The following is a 19,242-nucleotide window of genomic DNA, read 5'->3' as shown; positions in this document are numbered from 1 at the left end:
ACCCTAGCATTTTGTACGAATTCCTGAACAGCTTCCGACTGAATAATCGGCTGATTGTTAATCTTTTGAATCACATCCCCAGCCCGCAAACCAGATGCAGCGGCGGGAGAAGCAGGCACCACACTAATAATAGCCACACCCCGATCGACTGTAACTCGAAGGCTGCTGTTACCGTTTTTATTAATTTGCTCCTTCACTTCAGGAGTTAGCGTCGCCATTTCAATGCCCAAATAAGCGTGTTCGACTTTGCCCGTCGCAATCAATTCCTTCGCAACTTCTTGAGCCGCCTTAATGGGAATTGCAAACCCCAATCCTTGAGCACCTTGAATAATTGCTGTATTCATGCCGATCACTTCCCCGGCAGAATTCAGCAGTGGGCCACCGGAATTCCCCGGATTAATCGCAGCGTCTGTTTGAATAAAACCGATCCGCTTGTCAGGTACGCCCACCTCGGTACTCGATCGCCCCGTAGCGCTAATAATCCCCGCTGTCACTGAATTGTCCAAACCCAAAGGATTACCGATCGCGATCGCCCATTCCCCAGACAGCAGTTTATCAGAATCGCCCATCGTCACCACAGGCACCTGATTCGCCTCAATCTTCACCACCGCCACATCCGTCACCCCATCAGCCCCCAACACGCGCCCCTGAAAACTGCGGCCGTCCCTGAGAGTTACAGTTACTGTATCAGCGCCGTCTACAACGTGAGCGTTAGTGAGAATCACGCCATCAGAACCGATGACAAAACCCGAACCAGTACCCCGTTCCACCCCACCACGGCCCCCTGAATTCGGATCTAAGCCAAAAAAATCCTCCGGCGATATCCCTCGATTTCCCGGTTTCACCTTGCGGGAAGCATCGATCCGCACCACTGTCGGGCCAACTTTTTGCACCGCAGCCACAATAAAATTGGCATTAGCGGGATTCCCCGACAGGGAATTCGGCGGCAAGACTTTGCCCGCTTGAGGCTTAGTATTCAGAGGGAGTTGTAATTTCGGTTCCAGCGTCCTTGGTGGTGCGCCAGAATTTGCAGGTAATCGGGAAGCCGTCAGACGATCGCCCAACATGGCGGCCCCAGCTCCCGTCACCAGCAGTAATATGTAGATTGTCGGTTGCTTCCAAAATTTGCCAGTAGAACTCTTCATCGCGACGTTTTTAGGGTTTTTTGCCAAATCAAAATATTTGCAGAGCTGATTCCCGATAGCTGTGAGCCTCCTGGTGGCCACAGAATTTTACAGAATTTTGGGGCGATCGGCAGACTCCATTAACTATACCGCCGGGAAGTCCCGTTCTATAATTGTACTCAATTTAGCGGTGGGATGAGAGATGCAAGCAAGCAACCCTACTACCCCAGAAGGTAAGATTTATGATGTCGATCTATTATTCAAGCATTTTGCAATCCTCCGGCGACAGACAATGTTGATCGATCGATCAACCTCCCAAATCGCCAATTCGATTAAACTGAGTTTTCCAGAACAAAAATTCGATCTCTATAAATGCCTAGCAGCAAAGGTGAGCAGTGGAAATTCCCCTCGAAAGTCTGTGGAATCAGATACTTGAACGTCTCCAGGTACAACTGAGCAGACCTAGTTTTGAGACGTGGATCAAAACAGCCAAAGCCGAACAACTCGAAAATAACTGTTTGATCGTCAGCACTCCCAACCCCTTTGCTCGCAATTGGTTGCAGAAATATTACGTCAAAATCATCGCCGATGCAGTCTACGACATTCTCGGCTATAAAGTAGACATTTACTTGACAATTGCTGGGGGGACTGAAACCGAAGGCCACGGCGGACAAGGACTGATTTGGCCATCTCCCATCGGCCCCGATGTCCCCGAAAGCCACTCGCTGCATCCCCCCAAACCAGCCAATCTCAACCCCAAATACCTATTTTCCCGTTTTGTGGTCGGTTCCAACAACCGCATGGCTCACGCAGCATCCCTAGCGGTAGCCGAGTCTCCGGGCCGAGAATTCAATCCCCTATTTTTGTGCGGCGGTGTCGGTTTGGGCAAAACTCATCTCATGCAGGCGATCGGTCATTATCGCTTAGAAATTGACCCTAACGCCAAGATTTTCTACGTTTCTACTGAAAAATTTACCAACGATTTAATTGCAGCCATTCGCAAAGATAGTATGCAAACTTTCCGCGATCATTATCGAGCAGCCGATGTTTTATTAGTAGATGATATTCAATTTATTGAAGGCAAAGAATACACTCAAGAAGAATTTTTTCACACTTTTAATACTTTGCATGAAGCTGGCAATCAAGTAGTTTTAGCTTCCGATCGCCCACCGCAACAAATACCCCGTTTGCAAGAGCGTTTATGTTCGCGATTTTCCATGGGGTTAATTGCCGATATTCAGTTGCCAGACTTGGAAACACGCATGGCCATTTTGCAGAAAAAAGCCGAATATGAAAATATGCGGTTGCCGCGAGATGTGATAGAATATATTGCTTCTAGCTATACTTCCAATGTGCGCGAATTAGAAGGAGCTTTGATTCGGGCCGTAGCCTATCTTTCAATTACCGATTTACCGATGACTGTGGAAAATATAGCCCCGGTTTTGAATCCCCAAACTGAAAGTGTAGAAGCAAAGCCCGATGCAGTAGTCGCAGTAGTTGCAGATTTTTTTGACATTTCTGTTGAAGATTTGAAAGGCAATTCTCGGAAGCGAGAAATTAGCTTTGCTCGTCAAATAGGTATGTATTTAATCCGGCAACACACAGGTTTGAGTTTGCCGAAAGTTGGTGAAGTTTTCGGCGGGAAAGACCATACCACTGTGCTTTATAGTTGTGATAAAATTGCTCAGTTGCGGAACACTGACCCGAATTTGTCTCAAACCTTGCGTCAATTGAGCGATCGTATTAACGCGATCAGCCGTAAAATTTGAGCAGAAGTTATTGGTTGTTGGTTATTTTTTAGATCCTGGTTGACTGGTTCTGGGTCTCCTATCCCCTCCCCTAACAACGTTCTTCCTTCTAATTAGCTGTGGAAAAACCTGTGGACAAAGAACCCTGAATTTGTGGAAAACATTAGTGTTTCCTTGTATAAAAATTCTGATCGCAGCAAGGGCGATCGACTATTTAGCAACTTTTCCACAAGTTTTCCACAGGGTATAATCAATAAAAAAGTAGATCCAGTAATCCTTTCGCATTTTTTTCCACAGTTTACACCGTGCGATCGACCAAAAAATTAACAAAAAAAATTAAAACCATTATCCCCCACACACCCCACCTCCAGAAAAGCCAGCCCCAGCCCCAAGCTAAAAATCCTGGGGATTCCCCCACCGACTTTCTGTGATAGGATTTGTTTCTATCTCAAATCCGGTTAATTAACCTTCATCTCATGAAATTGGTTTGCACCCAAAGTGACCTCAACGCCAACCTCTCGTTGGTAAGCCGGGCCGTTCCCTCTCGCCCGACACATCCCGTACTAGCCAACGTGCTCTTAGTAGCGGATGAGGAAAATCAACGGGTTAGCCTGACAGCTTTCGATCTAAGTTTAGGCATCCGTACCAGCTTTCCAGCAGCAGTGAGAGGTGGCGGAAGTTTCACCATACCCGCTAAATTACTCAACGACATTGTTTCCCGACTCCCAGATGGAGAGATTACTTTAGAAGACGAAGCAGGAGACACCGTAGCATATCTCACTTGCAGTTCTGGCAGTTACCAAGTCAGAGGGATGGGCCCAGAAGAATTCCCAGAATTGCCCGCCATTGAAGGAGGCACAATCCTCCATTTGCCCCCAGAAGCCTTAATTGAAGGACTCAAAGGAACTTTGTTTGCTACTAGCCCCGACGAAGCAAAACAGGTACTGGCAGGGGTGCATTTAAAGGTACTAAAAGATTGTCTAGAATTTGCAGCTACAGACGGTCACAGATTAGCAGTAGTTCAAACTGCCAATGAAAAATCGGAAGGGGAAGAAGCAGAAAAAGAATTTGAGGTGACAGTTCCAGCTAAAGCCTTGCGGGAAGTAGAAAGAATGCTAGTCATGCGACAGTGGACTGAACCTGTCACCCTGCATTTTGAACACGGTCAAGTTGTGTTTGAATGGGCCGACCAACGGTTGACAACTCGCACCTTGGAAGGGCAGTATCCAGCCTATCGCCAGTTAATTCCGCCTTCCTTTGAGAGGCAAATTACAATGGATAGGCGAGCTTTCTTATCCGCAGTAGAAAGAATAGCTGTTTTTGCCGACCAAAAAAATAATATTCTCAAATGCAGTATCGACTCGGTGAATCAGGAAATCACTTTGTCGGTAGATGCTAAAGATGTCGGTAGTGGCAAAGAGTCAATGCCCGCGCAAATTTCGGGAGACAGCATAGATATCGCGTTCAATGTCAAGTATTTAATTGACATTTTGAAAACGGCTCAATCCCCAGAAATTCAACTGCAATTAAATGGGGCTTTGGCCCCCGTAATTTTCCAACCTTTGGGCGGAGTCAATGCTACTTTCTTGGTAATGCCTGTTCAGCTAAGAGCTTAAAAAGAGTCATTAGTAGTCCTGGACGCAAAAAACCCGGTTTCTTCCAAAAATCGTCGATTTTTTCGACAAATATTCACGCAGAAACCGGGTTTTTGACCCCCCATGCGTAATACCAATTTCATCAATATTTGCTACAGATGCCGTTCAAAGCCCCCCCGCGAGTTCGGGGGGGTTGGGGGGGTAGTTATGTCGCGCTACTCTATGAAATTGGTATAAGTCCTCATTAGTTAGCAACTGACTTATTCCTTCAAATAATTGGTAACAAAATCTCAAACTCCGTACCAGTACCGGGAGTAGAATGCAAATTCAACTTACCTTGGTGCTTCTCCGTTACAATTTGGTGAGTAATTGCCAATCCTAATCCCGTACCTTTTCCGGCTGGTTTTGTAGTAAAAAATGTATCGAAAATTCGCCGCTGAATTTCTGGCGGAATACCAGGCCCGTTATCTGCAATTCTGATCGCTATCCAACCATGATTTTGATTTTTTTCCACTGCTTCTGAGTTCGGTTGACCGTTGAGACTTACTAAAGATAGGTGTGGGGAATTTTCCCGATCGCCTTTGACATAATTTTGAATTAATTCCGCACTCATGTAGTTGGTCTCAGAACTTTCTATGAGCTCAGTTTCAATAGTAATAGCAGGTACAAAACCTGTTTTTCCTTTGAGTTCTTCCAAAGCATCTGTCGCGTTACTGATGATATTCATAAATACCTGGCTCAACTGACCCGAATAGCATCTGACTAAGGGCAAATTTCCATAATTTCTAACTACTTTAATCCCGTACTTAAGACGGTTTTTCATAATTAGTAGTGTGCTGTCAATACATTCATGGAGATTAGCTTCTTTGCGGTGAGTTTCATCCATATGAGAGAAGGTGTGGAGACTGGTGACAAGTTCGGTCAATCTCTGTGCAGAAACTTTCATACTTTTGAGAATTTCCGCCCAATCTTCTTCTAAAAAATCAAATTCTATGCGTTCTTTGAGCTCCTCAATTTCTTCGTTGGTGCCGACAATTTTTTCATAAGCCGACAGCAAATCCATCAGGTCTTGGGAGTATTTTGACAAAAATTCGAGATTTCCCGTGATGCAGGTTACAGGATTTCTAATTTCGTGGGCGACTCCAGCCACCATTTGTCCTAAACTGGCTAGTTTTTCAGTTTGAATTAATTGGGCTTGTGTTTGTTGTCGCAGCAATTTTGTTGCTAGTTCGTGAATGTTGGATTGGGCTACTAGCAATTCGTGGACATCCAGTAAACAATAAGTATGAGGCGATGTTTGAACTACGATGGGCTCATAAAGGAGCTCTTGCGATCGCTGTAGGGACTTTCTCGCTGCATCAACTATTAAAGTATCGCTAGAAAAAATTAAAGTTTCTGTTTCTGCAAATCGGTACAAGGCCCTGACAGGTCGCTTTAAAAATAATTCTCGCCCAAAGGGACGGCTGATAAATTCCAAAAATCTCCGGCGGGAAATCATGCCGGCAAATAGACCCATATCGGTTAAAATGACTCCTGGAAGCAGGGGATAAGCCTCCAACATCTGAGCAATTTTACTTCCCAAATCTGTAGCTTCTACCTGAAAATCATAAAGTGACAATTCTTGAAGAGTTGATTCCAAACGGAACTCTGCTATAGAATTATCTTGCATGAGTGGGGCTGGTATTTCGATGCAGGACGTATTCAACATAAATTCATCAGCACGAAGATAGAGGTTATATTTACAAGTAGACATTTAGCTGCGAGCACATAGCAAACCGCTTTTTAAATTATCGAAAAAAACTGAGAGCAGTATCAGCAATAGTATAAGCAATATAGAGGAATCCCGGCAGTTATGCTAGATTTTATTTTATATTGAGTTTTGGCGGATTAACGATTAGTTCCCAAATTTAGTAACTTTTTAACCTGAATTTAAACTTTTAACCTGTGGTTAAAACTAATTCAAATTCCTATCCATACTCTCTGGTTTAGAGAAGTCCTGAATACCAGCTAGGATTGTATAGCCAGAGATTTTTAACTGAATCTTAACTTGGCTGTGCGATCGGCTATGATTATTAATACCACATCCGGGTTATTCACCCCATTTTTTGTCCCTCCCCCTCTCCATGTCGATAAATAGGGGTTTTTAACCAGTGTTTAGTATGACAGGGGGTAGGCCCCAAATCGCAGTTTACAAGTAGGTGATGGATGCAACCCGCCCTGACAAATCAGTTAAATAATGCTTTCACCCTGTTTCTGGGCTTGTTAGTAGAGGCTATACCTTTTTTACTGCTGGGAGTTTTATTTTCCGGTGTGCTGCTGGGGTTTGTAGATGAACGCAAACTCATAGCCCGCATCCCCCGAAATCCACTGCTGGGGGCTTTAGCCGGTAGTTTAGTCGGGTTTTTGTTTCCGGTGTGCGAGTGCGGTAACGTGCCGGTGGCCCGCAGGTTGTTGATGCAAGGAGTACCCGCACCGGTGGCGATCGGCTTTTTACTCGCCGCACCGACAATCAATCCGATCGTGATTTGGGCGACTTGGACTGCTTTTCGGGATCAGCCAGAAATTGTGGTTTTACGGGTGGTATTTTCCCTAATCACTGCAACTATCATCGGCTGGGTGTTTAGCACCCAGAAAGACTTGCGGCCTCTGCTACAACCCGCGATCGCCCGCGCCCTTCCCCTACCAAAACCCGATTGCTCCGAAACACAGCTACTAACAGCCGAAACTCCTTCCCTGTTGCAGTCGGGGACATTTATCCTAGGTATGCCAGGGGGGGCAGTGCCGATCGAATCTTTGCTACAAGACAACTGGAAGCCCTTAGAAACAGGCAAAACTGAAAAAACCTCGAAACCTTCCTCCCTGTTCCACCGCCTTTCTAAAGAGCGTCTGCGCCTGCTGCTAGATAGTATGGTACAGGAGTTGCGCGAATTGGGAGGTGTGTTAGTCGTTGGTAGCGCGATCGCTGCGATCGTTCAAGTTGGCACCCCCCGCGAACTAATTCTCAACCTCGGCCAAAGCCCCGTTTCTTCGATTCTCGCCATGCTGTTATTAGCCGCAGTGGTATCGATTTGTTCTACGGTAGATGCCTTTTTTGCCTTGTCTTTCGCCGCCACATTTACCAGCGGTTCCCTATTAGCTTTTCTAGTTTTTGGTCCGATGGTTGACATCAAAGGCATCGGTTTAATGCTATCAATTTTTAGAGGTAGAGCCGTAATTTACTTAATGGTACTGGCAGCTCAGTTAACTTTTTTAATGACTCTCGCCGTCAATTTATATCTAGGTTAGCATCAGCAACATTTTTTTTAAGTGTAACTTAATTAAAGAGCGATCGGGAGCAATGCTCAAATCTCAACTCTTCAATTTCCCATCTCAAATCAGACGTGATGATTCTTAAAAAATTCGGTCCTTGGCTAGATACCGTAGCTATCTTATCCTGGGGAATATTGCTCCTCAAATATTGGATCACTGGCAAATTAAGCATTTTGATTCACCCCAATTACTTTGGCTTGACTGTAGCCGGAGGCATTGGCTTAATCATCATTGGCGGTTATAAAATGTGGGAACTCATCCAGCTCGATCGCAGCAACCACAAATCTCGGACATCACCCACCATCAACTCTCCCAGAATCCCAAAAGTTGAACATATTACTTTATTTCCCCCCAGTTTTGGCAGTACCTTAATGTTGAGCGTCGCCTTAATCGGTTTAGTCACGACACCCCGTACCTTTACCAGTCAGACAGCATTAGAACGAGGCCTGACTGAATCTCTCCCCATCACCAGACTGCAACCCCAAGAATTTCGCAATACCACCAAACCAGAAAAGCGATCGCTCATCGAGTGGGTGCGCCTGTTAAATTTCAATCCAGAGCCTGACACATATATAGGTCAAAAAGTCAAGGTTCAAGGATTTGTAATTCACCCGCCCAAGGTATCAGAGCAATATATTTGGATCGGTCGTTTTATCATTACCTGCTGTGCCGCAGATGCCTATCCAGTCGGTTTGCCCGTAAAATTACCGATCGGTCAAAGTCGCACCGCATTTCCCCCAGACAGTTGGTTAGAAATAGAAGGAGAAGCGAGCTCAGAAGAACTGCAAGGGAAACGCAAATTAACTATTCAGGCCGATTCCCTCAAATCAATTCCCGAACCAAAAAACCCTTATGATTATTAGACATCTCCCAACAGGGCTGTTAAGGGCTGGTAGGATGCCTACCCCACCAGAATTATGGGAGATGTCTATTAAATGTCGAACAGGTGACAGATTAAATTTGACCTTTGTGATTGTGGCATAACCCTCCCGCCCTCGGCGATGTCCAAATTAAGATGTTGTCAAGTCAGGTAAAACATTAGCCTCCGTATCCTGTAGGAGTTGCCAATAGCAAATGCAGCAACTAGACTCATGATGAGAAGATAAGTTTAAAGTTTATGTCATCAGAAAAAAAACTCGCTATCAAAGGCGCAATCTGGACCATCATCAGCTATGGAGGGAGTCAAATTCTCCGATTTGGCAGTAACCTCATCCTGACACGGCTGCTTTTGCCAGAACTATTTGGTCTTGTTGGTCTTGCTTATGTTTTCATCGTAGGTGTTCACCTATTTTCAGATATCGGTCTGGGGCCAAGTATCATCCAGAACAAGCGTGGAGACGATCCAGAATTTATCAACACCGCTTGGACAATGCAAATTATTCGCAGCTTTTTTGTGTGGTTGTGTTTAATGTTAGTCACTTGGCCTGTGGCTACTTTTTACCAAGAACCACGTCTGCTGTGGTTGATTCCAGTGATCGGTATCAACACCCTGATTGGAGGCTTCAACTCCACTTCCATATTCAGCCTCAACCGGAAAATGGCAGTCAAGGAAGTAGTAATTTTTGAATTTGGCACCCAGATAATTTCTACTACAGTGATGATTATCTGGGCTTTGTTTAATCCCAGCATCTGGGCGATTCTGGCGGGTGGTTTTAGTAGTACCTTAGTAGAGTTAATCTGGAGTCATTTTTTGATTCGCGACCAGTCTCACCGCTTCACTTGGGATCGAGAAGCAGTTAAAGAAATATTTTCTTATGGAAAATGGATATTTTTGTCTACACTTTTATTTTTTCTATGTTCTCAAGCCGATCGGCTAGTTCTAGGAAAAATCTTTTCTTTGACGATGTTGGGCATTTATGGCATTGCTTTCACCCTCGGTGATATGCCACGTCAAGTGATTATCGCCATTGGTGGCAAGGTGATTTTTCCCTCTATTTCCATGCTAGCAGAGTTGCCTCGCGAAGAATTGCGCGCCAAGATTCTTAAAAACCGTAACCTGATTCTGATCCCTCTAGCCATAGGTTTAGCATTCTTTGTCAGTTTTGGAGATCAAATAATTTTAATCCTGTACAGAAAAGAGTATATAGCAGCATCTTGGATGTTGCCTATTTTGGCCTTAGGAATTTGGCACACCACCCTCCACAATTTGATGAGCTCTTGTCTGTTAGCTATAGGCAAATCTCAGTACGGAGCTATGGGCAATTTCGCCACTTTCTTGAGTATCACTATTGGCATACCAGTCGGATATCATTTCCTGGGTTATTTAGGTGCTGTGATTGCTGTAGCTGTGGGCGATATTCCTACTTATTTAGTCATTACCTACGGTCTTTGGAAAGAAAAATTATTTTGTTTGTGGGAAGATGTTAAATTGACAGCATTGTTTTTAGGGGTACTAGCAACTATACTGTTTTGTAGATATCATTTTGGTGGTGGTTCACCGATCGACCATCTGTTACCGACGGATCTATCACCAGGTAAAGTATTTTAGTAAAACAAACGGAGAGAGTGTTAATTAACTTTTTAAGTGTGGGCATAAATTTAGATAGGAAAGAGGAGAGAAAGATTAGTGAGTATTTTAAATAAAAAAATTAATCTTTCCTCGTTGAATGTAGGGCTATTTAAACAGCCGATCGACCGCACGGCAATCATCTTGATCCTAGGACTGAGCCTGTTAATTGGACTGTTGCTACTGTCGGGCGATCGCACAGCACCGCGAGTCCGAGAATTTAGCTGGCAAAACCAACAAATCGGGGCGGCAGATACGGGATTTATCCTCACATTCTTTCGCCCCATGAATCACTCCAGCGTCGAAGAAAACTTAAAAATAGAACCACCTCTCCCCGGCAAATTTAGCTGGGCTGGAAGGCGCATGGCTTACACCCTCAAAAACCCCGCACCCTACGGCGTTACCTACACATTAAAACTCGCAGGAGCCACGGACAAATACGGAGGAGAAAACAACCAAAATCCAGGCAGGCAAATTCAACCATTTAGCGCTTCCTTTCGCAGTCGCGATCGCGCTTTTACTTACATCGGCGTCAAAGGCGAAGCAGAAAGCAGATTAATGTTAGTCAATCTCTCAAGCACCGACCCGAAACCTATAGCCCTAACTCCCAAAGATTTAGTCGTCACCGATTTTAAACCCTATCCTAATAGCGATCGCATCTTATTCTTAGCAACAGATCGATCGCAAGTCAAATCAGGCTCCACCCTAAGCCAAGAACTATTCACTGTTACCACCGGCCTAAATCCCCAATCGGGAGGGGAAGTGTCACCACCGCAGCCAGCAGGTAGAATCGACAAACTATTAGATGCCAAAGATTATCAGAACCTCAAATTCGACCTCTCAGCCGACGGCAAAACCATAGTTATTGCCCGCGTCAACCGCCGTAATCCCGCAGATTTTAGTCCTTGGATTTTAGAAGAAAAAATGCCACCTCGACCCTTGGAAAATCAACAAGGTGGTGATTTTATGATTCGGCCCGACAACAAATCGATGGTAATATCTCAAAAACAAGGATTAGCCATCGTCCCCTTCAAACCGCAAGCAGAACCCGTAGAATTCTTGCCCAAATACGAACAGGTATTAGGCATGGCCCGCGACAACTCCGCCGCAGCCTATGTTAAATACAACACCGACTTGACCCGATCGCTTTTCATCTTAGACAACCAAGGCGTAGAACAAGAAATATTGCGAATTCCCGGCAGCATTATCACCGTCCATTTCGACCCCCGCAAAGACAAAGACAATCAATTCCAGCGCCTATACTGCCTTTTATCCCAACGTCTGAAAACAGAAGACTACAAAGAACAGCCTTTCATTGCCGCCATCGACCTCAAAAAAGACGGAACTCGTCTGATAGGAACCATCAAACCCCTGCTAATTTTACCCAACCAATTAGATACCCAAATCAGTTTATCTCCCGACGGACTGGCATTACTTTTTGACCAATCAGTCACATCAGCACAACCCTTAACACCAACCAGTCCTCGCAATGATAGCGGACAGTCGATCGCCAGCAGTCGCCTTTGGCTGCTACCCTTAATAGAAATACCTCCCGACGTTTCTCAACCCAAAGTGCAGCCCGAAGAACTGCCTTTTGCGGGCTATCACCCCCGCTGGCTACCCTAAACTAATTTAAAATTGGAACCCACCCAGCCGGCAAATCGAAAATCTCAAATTGAAAATCGAAAATCGAAAATCCTATGACTCCCGAAGAAATTACCCATACCCTCAAAGATTTATTTAGTGAAAGTGTGGAGATGGCTGCCGCCACTTCTTGGCAAGTAGAAACGCCCCAGTTTCGCCTGCTAGTGCTGCTTTCAGAAGACAGCAGTTGGCTGCGGATTTTGATCCCCATCGCCGATGCCACATCCACTCAAAAATTTTTCGATAAACTGCTAGAAGCTAACTTTGACAACACCCTCGAAACTCGTTACGCAGTACATCAAAATATCTTGTGGGGAGTATTTCAGCACAACTTGACTACTCTGGCCACTGGCGATTTCTCCGCCGCCGTAGCCAGACTGCTGGCTCTACAACAGCGCGGTTTGTCAGACTTTTTCGACGACTTGATCGAAACCCGTATCCGTCAAATCATCAAAGCTGCCAAGATTCAGGGACAGTCTGTGGAAACTACCCTTCAGACTTTAGACCGTTTTTACGCCGAAGGCTTGATGGGGGAAATGGAACTCGGACCAGAGTCTCGCCAACAGACTCTCGCAGCTTGGCGGTATCAATTAGAACGTCTATGGCCAGAAGTAGAACCGCAATCCTGAAGCAATTTCCTCTCTTGTCTCGAATTCTCCCTAGAGAAACTGCACAGTTACCCATCATTTTTAATCAGCCCCCAGAGGTATCTGTGGGGAAAACCCCCACATCCCAAATTCCCAATTGAAATACTCTGCCAGCACCCCGAACATTGTATAAAAAATAACACTAGCCAGTTTATAAAAATTTAAGATTTTAGGAAAATACGCGATCTTAGGGTATTTTATGGTAAAAAGTTTATATTAAACATCTGTAAGTTCCACAACAGCTTTTATCCCTTAACATTGATTTAGAAACAATATTTTTAGCAGACAATGCTGACCCGATCGGGCTTTCCGATGGGGTGCTGTTGCAAATTACTTGACGGGAATGGAGAATGGGGAAGAGGAGAATCGGTAACAAAAAAGTTTTGAGATGGCCGCTGTCCTTCGCGAACAACGTTGTGGAAGTGACTAATGTTTAAGTTAAAGAGTTGCAAATTCACGCCCTCGATACTTAAAAATCAAAACTCCTGACTTGCTTACCAATGATTCATCACCAATTAACTATGACTGATTAAGTATGAATGACCAGCAACTTTAGTTATCTATCAATAAAATATTTAACAGAGGTTTCATCAATGTTTGCTTTGCATGAGTTTAACTCGGAGTTATCAGTGTTGCATATACCTGAAATTTGTACTTGGAACCTCTCTTTAGAATCTACCCTCCTAGACCTGCCTCTGTACAACTGCCAAATTGAATTAACTCAACAGGCAAAAGAAGTGGCCCAGGCTTTTGACAAAAAACCATTACTTCCAGGCGTTATTTTGACGGATCGGGGTAAATTTGTCGGCATCATTTCCCGAAGGCTATTTTTTGAAAGAGTCAACCGGCGCTACGGTATAGAAATGTTCTTTAAACGACCAATAGAGGTTTTATATCGTTTTTCTAGAAAAGATATGCTGATACTATCAGGCACTAAATTAATAGTAGAAGCAGCCGAGGAATCGCTCTACAGACCAGCCGAATTAGTTTACGATCCCATAGTAGTCGAAGTAGCCCCAGAGACCTACTGGCTGTTAGACGTACAACAGTTAATGGTAGCTCAATCAAAGATTCACCAATTAACCAATAAATTGCTCCAAAAGCAAACAGAAGCCAAATTGATTCAAACAGAAAAGATGGCCAGTTTGGGAAATATTATCGCAGGGGTAGCTCACGAAATCAGGAATCCCCTCAACTGTATTTGGGGAAATTTAAATTTTCTGCTGTCTTATTTTGAAGATTTGCTAGAACTAATGTCAGCTTACGAAGAAGAATTTTCCGAACCATCTCCTGTAATTGCAGCTATCAAAGAAAGGATAGAATTTGATTTTTTACGAGAAGATTTGCCAGCCACCCTAGAAGGTATGAAATTTGGGGCTGAACAATTGCTCAAAATTGTTAACAGTCTGCACAACTTCTCTCACATGGACGAAAGTAAGCCCTTTAGTACAGACATCCATGAGTGCATAGAAAATACACTTTTAATCCTAAAAAATAGATTGAAACAAAGCACAGAAGTGGTAAAAAATTACGGAGACCTGCCACTGATAAAATGCTATTCTGGTCAATTAAGTCAGGTATTTTTAAATTTGTTAATCAACGCTCTAGATGCCTTGGCAGAGCGGGCGGGCGATCGCGAAATGAGCGCACAGTACCCGCAAAATTGGTATCCCCGCATCGAAATTACCACCAAAGTAGTAGAAGTCGATGACAGGAAATGGGCCGCAATTATCATTACCGATAACGGCCCAGGCATTCCCCCAGAAATTCAGGAGCAAATATTTGAGACCTTTTTTACCACCAAACCAGTAGGTAAAGGAACCGGGATGGGGCTGGCTATCTGTCATCAAATCATCACAGAAAAGCACGCGGGTAAACTAAATTTGCGATCGCAACCGGCACCCAACACCGAATTCGAGATCCTGCTACCTATAGTTCAGACCTGCGATCAAAAGGCACTATAAAGACTTTTGTGTACATACTTGATATCGCAGACAGTCTAGCTAGCATAAAAAGTCTTCTCAAACCAAGGCAAGCACTTAGCACCAGAACCTAGCCAGATGGTAACATCCAAACCATAAGAACAACCAGACCTACTCAAAAAAAAATCCCCAATTTTGCTGTTTAGGTGAAATGATAGACTATGTTAGTACCACCCGATCGTTTTCACAGTCAGGGTATTCCGGTAACTCAAAGCGATCGTGGCAAATACATTCAGATCTAAAATACTTGGTCCTTTGCTCTCCGAAGGCAGCCATCAAGACCTTTCGCTAGAGTCTACTCTCCGGGACTTGCCCCTGTATCAATTTCAGGTAAAATCTAGCTGCTTGGGCGCTCCTGTCGCCGAAATGTTTGAAAAACACCCCCTATTACCGGGAGTAGTTTTGGTAGAAGCAGGAGAATTTGTGGGCATGATATCGCGCAGGCTGCTGCTCGAATACCTGCTCAAACCCCAAGGTACGGAGCTATTTTTGCGCCTACCACTAAAAACTATCTACAGTTATGCTCGCGTCGAGATGTCTGTGCTCAGGGAGAGTACAACCATCTTAACCGCAGCCCCGCAAGCTCTGCGTCGATCGCCCGAATTGCAATCAGATCCCATCGTCGTGCAAATCGACTCCCAATCCTATAGGCTGCTAGACTCCCACACACTCAACATCGCCTACTGGCAAATTCGTGGCATAGAAACTCAAGTGCGCTACGAAAGAGCCCAAGCGCAAATGATTCAAAGCGAAAAAATGGCTAGTTTGGGGCGTTTAGTCAACGGAGTAGCCCACGAAATTTTAGATCCCGTAGGGTTTATTTGGGGCAATTTAACCTACATAAGTGATTACAGCAAAAACTTGATCGAGTTGCTATCAGTTTACGATGCCCACTGTACGGAGCCTCCGCCAGAAATCGCCAGACTAAAAGAAGAGATAGACTATGACTTTTTGCAAAACGATTTCCTCAGCACCGTTGGCAGCATCAAAGCCGGAGCCGAACGTTTGAGCAAATTAGCCACCAGCTTGCAAAACTTCTGCCACATAGATGACGTGTATCCCAAACCCGCAGACTTGCACTCAAATATTGACAGCATTCTGTTGCTGCTAAAAAGCCGCTTGAGCAGCGAAATTCAAGTAATAAAAAACTACGGATACCTACCCCCCGTACCTTGCTATGCAGGAGAACTAAACCAAGTATTTATCAATATCTTGACTAACGCCATCAATAGTTTAATTAACGAAGCTGTCGGTCAAGAATTAGCAAAAGAATTCAGAGGAAAAGCCTTGAAAAATTTCGAGCGCAAACCTCAAATTGAAATCGCCACTCAAGTTTGCAGCCCCGAACCGCCCATCGACCCGGAGCGACCCCACCTGCGCTGGGTTTCAATCCGCATCAAAGATAACGGACCAGGAATGTCTGTGATGAAATACCAAAAAATTTTACATTCATTTTCAGCCGAAAAACGAGTCCTCAAAGAAACAAGTTTGGCAGTTAGCTATCAAATCATCACAGGCAAACATGGCGGCATCTTCAGAATGCAATCGGAGTTAGGAATGGGCACAGAATTTGAAATTTGGTTGCCATTGATATAAACAAGTCCGTTGTCCGTTGTCCATTGTCAAAAATGCCTGATGCCCAATGAATAATTCCGATGAAGAGAGGAATTGATATCAGGGGGGGGTATCCCGATCCCCCATGTCTAAATGAGTGCCACACATTTTGCAGAATTTAGCATTAGCATCATGTACCGACCAACCGCAACCTTGACAAACACTATCTACTTGATTAGCAGTTTTAACTAATTGTTTAATCAAATCCCCCAACTGCCAAGGAATCAGGGCAATCCCCGTAACTATCATCAAAATAGTCAAAAAGCGCCCCGCTTCCGAAATCGGAATCACATCACCAAATCCCACCGTTGTCATCGTCACAACGGAAAAATAAACCGCATCCAAAAAAGTGCCAAAACCTTCAGGATTTACCGGATGTTCGACTTGATAAATTAAACCCGAATAAACTAAAATTATGGCGACCAAAGTAAAAATTATCCGGGAAAAAATCGCACTATCTTCGCTAGTAATCCGAACCACAGAATTTCTCAATTCCAGAAAGCGGATGAGTCTAAGAATTCTAAACCAACGGAAAATACGGATAAAACTGACATTGACAAATCCCAATAAAAATGGTAAGATTGCGAGCAAATCGACGATAGCAAAAAAACTCAAAATAAATTTTAATTTATGGTCAGCGCACCACAGCCGCACTAAATACTCAACTACAAAAAAAACTAACAATACTAGATCGAGAGTTTGCAATTTAAATCTCACAGGTTCCGCCAGGGGGTAAGTTTCGGCGATGAAGCTGGCGGAAGATAGGAGAATAAGTCCGGTAAGAGTTAAATTGACGGTTTTGCCAATTGGGGTTTCGATATCTTCGAGATAAAAGCCTATTTGCTTTCTAGTTAACATAGATGGGATAATTAATACCATTTGTGAGGTAAGGAAATTATCGCATATGAGCATCGAATTAACTAAGGGTGAAAGGTTCAATCTTTCTCAGGAAGTTCCTAATTTCAATAAATTGGCGATCGCCCTAGGTTGGCAAGTCAGCCAGACAGCACAAAATTGCGACATTGACGCATCTGTTTTTATGTTAGCAGCAGATGGTCGAATTCCCGATGAAAAGTATTTTGTATTTTACAATAATTTGACATCGCCAGACGGTGCGGTGCGACATTCAGGAGACAGCGCAACTGGACAAATTGAGGGAGATGATGAGACGGTTTATGTGGATTTGAGTAAAATCAATTCTGGGATTCAAGAAATTGTGTTTGTGGTGACGATTCACGAGGGACAGGAAAAGCATCAAAGTTTTAGTCAAGTTACAAATGCTTTTATCCGGCTTTACAATTCCGAGACTGGAAATGAATTGGTTCGGTATAATTTGAATCAGATATTTTCGCAAGAAACGGCTTTGGAATTTGGACGTTTGTATAGGAAGAATGGCGACTGGAGGTTTCAGGCGGTGGGACAAGGATATAATGCTGGGCTGCAAAGTTTTGTGGATAAGTATTATGTTGAGAATGCGGTTACGCAGGGGGCGAATGCTGGTGGGAAGGTTGATGATGCTGAGGTTTTGAGGCAGTTTAGCGATCGGGTGGATAAGCTATTGCAAGCAGAATCTGTATCTAGCAAAGCGGTAGAATCGCCGATCGTTACTCCTGTGAATGCTAAGATTGACGATCGAGAACTAGCTACCAGCACTGAGGAATTCTGGAAGCGATATAACGCAGGTGAAAGAGACTTTACTGGCTGCAATTTATTCGGATTAGATTTGAGTGGAAAAACTTTGGTAGCTGATGTCATTTTGTCAGAAGCAAATTTGACAGAAGCAAACCTAACTGGTGCTACTTTAAAAAAAGTAAATCTATTTGAAGCTAATCTGCAAAGGTCAAATTTAAGTTTAACAAATCTGCAAGAAGCTGATTTGATAGGAGCTAATTTAAGCAGTGCCAACCTAACCAAGGCTAAATTGGAGTATGCAAAACTGATTCAATCGAATTTCCATCAAGCCATATTAAGCGATGCAAACTTCACAGGAGCAAACCTGACAGGGGCAAATCTTAGTGGAGCAAACTTAACAGGGGCAAATTTCAGTGGAGCAAATTTAACCGCCACTAATCTAAATAATGCTAACCTAACTTCGGCTAATCTCAATAGTGCTAATTTGGCAGCAGCAGATTTAAGTCAAGCAAATCTTAACAGTGCCAGCCTAATTGCTACTAATCTGACAGGCGTTAAATTGACAGGTGTAAGTTTGGCGGGAGTAGACTTTATGAAAGTTAACTTGAAGGTTGCTAACCTCACAGGTGTAAGTTTTGTTGGAGCTAACTTGAAGAGAGCTAACCTCAGAGAACTCGACCTAAGAGGTGTTAATCTTATAGGAGTAAGTTTGGTTGGAGTAAACCTCGATCTCGTTAACTTGAGCGGGCAAAACTTAAGCGGGTTCAATCTCTGCGGAACTAGCTTGATCTGCGTCAATTTGAGTGAAGCAAATCTAACTTCAGCAGACTTGCGCGGGGCAAACTTGATGATGGCAAACCTAGAAAAAGCTAACCTGAAGGAGGCTAAACTGGCTGGAGCAAATATGGCTGGAGCAAATATGGATCGGGCAAAACTCACAGGTGCAATTATGCCAGACGGCACAATTCACGAATGAATTAATGTTTGTAGTCACAAATTGACTCCTTAGCAATGGAAGGAGTAGGGCGTGTTTTCTTAACCCGGAGATCCCCCCTAGCCCCCCTTAACAAGGGGGGGACAAGAGAATTCAAATTCCCTCAGCAATGGAAGGCCTAGGGCGTGTTTTTTAACCCGGAGATCCCCCCTAGCCCCCCTTAATAAGGGGGGGACAAGAGTATTTTCAAATTCCCTTAGCAATGGAAGGAATAGGGTGTGTTTTTAAACCCGGAGATCCCCCCTAGCCCCCCTTAATAAGGGGGGGACAAGAGAATTCAAATTCCCTCAGCAATGGAAGGAGTAGGGCGTGTTTTCTTGACCCGGAGATCCCCCCTAGCCCCCCTTAACAAGGGGGGGACAAGAGAATTCAAATTCCCTCAGCAATGGAAGGCCTAGGGCGTGTTTTTTAACCCGGAGATCCCCCCTAGCCCCCCTTAATAAGGGG

14 protein-coding genes are annotated in these 19,242 nt (G+C 44.2%); 11 read left to right on the top strand and 3 right to left on the bottom strand.

Features of this window, described 5'->3' with window-relative positions:
• A partial coding sequence (locus tag AAFP11_RS11380; protein ID WP_341737170.1) for an HhoA/HhoB/HtrA family serine endopeptidase occupies positions 1-1,145 on the bottom strand: 1,145 nt, incomplete at its 3' end.
• Between the two features lie 181 nt (positions 1,146-1,326).
• Between AAFP11_RS11380 and AAFP11_RS11375 the strand changes: the two genes are divergently transcribed.
• The 3 genes from AAFP11_RS11375 to dnaN all read left to right on the top strand — a co-directional run bounded on the left by AAFP11_RS11375 (position 1,327) and on the right by dnaN (position 4,488).
• Positions 1,327-1,560, top strand: a complete 234-nt coding sequence (locus AAFP11_RS11375) for a hypothetical protein (protein WP_341737169.1) — start codon at positions 1,327-1,329, stop codon at positions 1,558-1,560.
• Complete coding sequence (gene dnaA, locus AAFP11_RS11370; RefSeq protein ID WP_341737168.1) at positions 1,520-2,893, top strand: chromosomal replication initiator protein DnaA; 1,374 nt, start codon at positions 1,520-1,522, stop codon at positions 2,891-2,893. Before AAFP11_RS11375 ends, dnaA begins: the two co-directional genes overlap by 41 nt.
• A gap of 455 nt (positions 2,894-3,348) precedes the next feature.
• Entirely contained in the window at positions 3,349-4,488 is a 1,140-nt protein-coding gene (gene dnaN / locus AAFP11_RS11365; protein ID WP_341737167.1) for a DNA polymerase III subunit beta, read from the top strand.
• Between the two features lie 247 nt (positions 4,489-4,735).
• On the opposite strand, the gene AAFP11_RS11360 is transcribed toward dnaN, so the two are convergent.
• Positions 4,736-6,175, bottom strand: a complete 1,440-nt coding sequence (locus AAFP11_RS11360) for an ATP-binding protein (RefSeq protein ID WP_341737213.1) — start codon at positions 6,173-6,175, stop codon at positions 4,736-4,738.
• Between the two features lie 497 nt (positions 6,176-6,672).
• On the opposite strand from AAFP11_RS11360, the gene AAFP11_RS11355 reads away from it, so the two are divergent.
• The 7 genes from AAFP11_RS11355 to AAFP11_RS11325 all read left to right on the top strand — a co-directional run bounded on the left by AAFP11_RS11355 (position 6,673) and on the right by AAFP11_RS11325 (position 16,151).
• A complete protein-coding gene (locus tag AAFP11_RS11355; RefSeq protein WP_341737166.1) occupies positions 6,673-7,752 on the top strand; it encodes a permease in 1,080 nt (359 codons plus the stop codon).
• A 98-nt stretch (positions 7,753-7,850) separates the two neighbouring features.
• Entirely contained in the window at positions 7,851-8,639 is a 789-nt protein-coding gene (locus tag AAFP11_RS11350; protein WP_341737165.1) for a TIGR03943 family protein, read from the top strand.
• Between the two features lie 254 nt (positions 8,640-8,893).
• Positions 8,894-10,264, top strand: a complete 1,371-nt coding sequence (locus AAFP11_RS11345; protein ID WP_341737164.1) for an oligosaccharide flippase family protein — start codon at positions 8,894-8,896, stop codon at positions 10,262-10,264.
• Positions 10,265-10,342: 78 nt separating this feature from the next.
• Positions 10,343-11,908, top strand: a complete 1,566-nt coding sequence (locus AAFP11_RS11340) for a hypothetical protein (RefSeq protein ID WP_341737163.1) — start codon at positions 10,343-10,345, stop codon at positions 11,906-11,908.
• Between the two features lie 74 nt (positions 11,909-11,982).
• Positions 11,983-12,555 (top strand): hypothetical protein, encoded by a 573-nt coding sequence (locus AAFP11_RS11335; RefSeq protein ID WP_341737162.1) that lies wholly within the window; start codon positions 11,983-11,985, stop codon positions 12,553-12,555.
• 611 nt (positions 12,556-13,166) lie between these two features.
• Complete coding sequence (locus AAFP11_RS11330) at positions 13,167-14,537, top strand: ATP-binding protein (protein WP_341737161.1); 1,371 nt, start codon at positions 13,167-13,169, stop codon at positions 14,535-14,537.
• A gap of 237 nt (positions 14,538-14,774) precedes the next feature.
• Positions 14,775-16,151 (top strand): ATP-binding protein, encoded by a 1,377-nt coding sequence (locus AAFP11_RS11325; protein WP_341737160.1) that lies wholly within the window; start codon positions 14,775-14,777, stop codon positions 16,149-16,151.
• A gap of 78 nt (positions 16,152-16,229) precedes the next feature.
• Here the strand turns inward: AAFP11_RS11325 and AAFP11_RS11320 are convergent, their stop codons facing one another.
• Entirely contained in the window at positions 16,230-17,027 is a 798-nt protein-coding gene (locus tag AAFP11_RS11320; protein ID WP_341737159.1) for an ion transporter, read from the bottom strand.
• Between the two features lie 46 nt (positions 17,028-17,073).
• On the opposite strand from AAFP11_RS11320, the gene AAFP11_RS11315 reads away from it, so the two are divergent.
• Positions 17,074-18,777, top strand: a complete 1,704-nt coding sequence (locus AAFP11_RS11315) for a pentapeptide repeat-containing protein (RefSeq protein WP_341737158.1) — start codon at positions 17,074-17,076, stop codon at positions 18,775-18,777.
• Positions 18,778-19,242 lie beyond the last annotated feature (465 nt).

It is taken from the genome of Microcoleus sp. CAWBG640 (assembly GCF_020883015.1).
Lineage (GTDB): Bacteria > Cyanobacteriota > Cyanobacteriia > Cyanobacteriales > Microcoleaceae > Microcoleus > Microcoleus anatoxicus.
Note: the sequence above shows the minus strand (reverse complement) of the source record. Positions and strands in the feature narration are given on the sequence as shown.

Coding starts and splice junctions, on each gene's coding strand:
- AAFP11_RS11315 (WP_341737158.1), top strand. CDS start 17,074: ATGAGCATCGAATTAACTAAGGGTGAAAGGTTCAATCTTTCTCAGGAA.
- AAFP11_RS11355 (WP_341737166.1), top strand. CDS start 6,673: ATGCAACCCGCCCTGACAAATCAGTTAAATAATGCTTTCACCCTGTTT.
- AAFP11_RS11360 (WP_341737213.1), bottom strand. CDS start 6,175: ATGTTGAATACGTCCTGCATCGAAATACCAGCCCCACTCATGCAAGAT.
- AAFP11_RS11335 (WP_341737162.1), top strand. CDS start 11,983: ATGACTCCCGAAGAAATTACCCATACCCTCAAAGATTTATTTAGTGAA.
- AAFP11_RS11345 (WP_341737164.1), top strand. CDS start 8,894: ATGTCATCAGAAAAAAAACTCGCTATCAAAGGCGCAATCTGGACCATC.
- AAFP11_RS11350 (WP_341737165.1), top strand. CDS start 7,851: ATGATTCTTAAAAAATTCGGTCCTTGGCTAGATACCGTAGCTATCTTA.
- AAFP11_RS11330 (WP_341737161.1), top strand. CDS start 13,167: ATGTTTGCTTTGCATGAGTTTAACTCGGAGTTATCAGTGTTGCATATA.
- AAFP11_RS11320 (WP_341737159.1), bottom strand. CDS start 17,027: ATGTTAACTAGAAAGCAAATAGGCTTTTATCTCGAAGATATCGAAACC.
- AAFP11_RS11375 (WP_341737169.1), top strand. CDS start 1,327: ATGCAAGCAAGCAACCCTACTACCCCAGAAGGTAAGATTTATGATGTC.
- dnaN (WP_341737167.1), top strand. CDS start 3,349: ATGAAATTGGTTTGCACCCAAAGTGACCTCAACGCCAACCTCTCGTTG.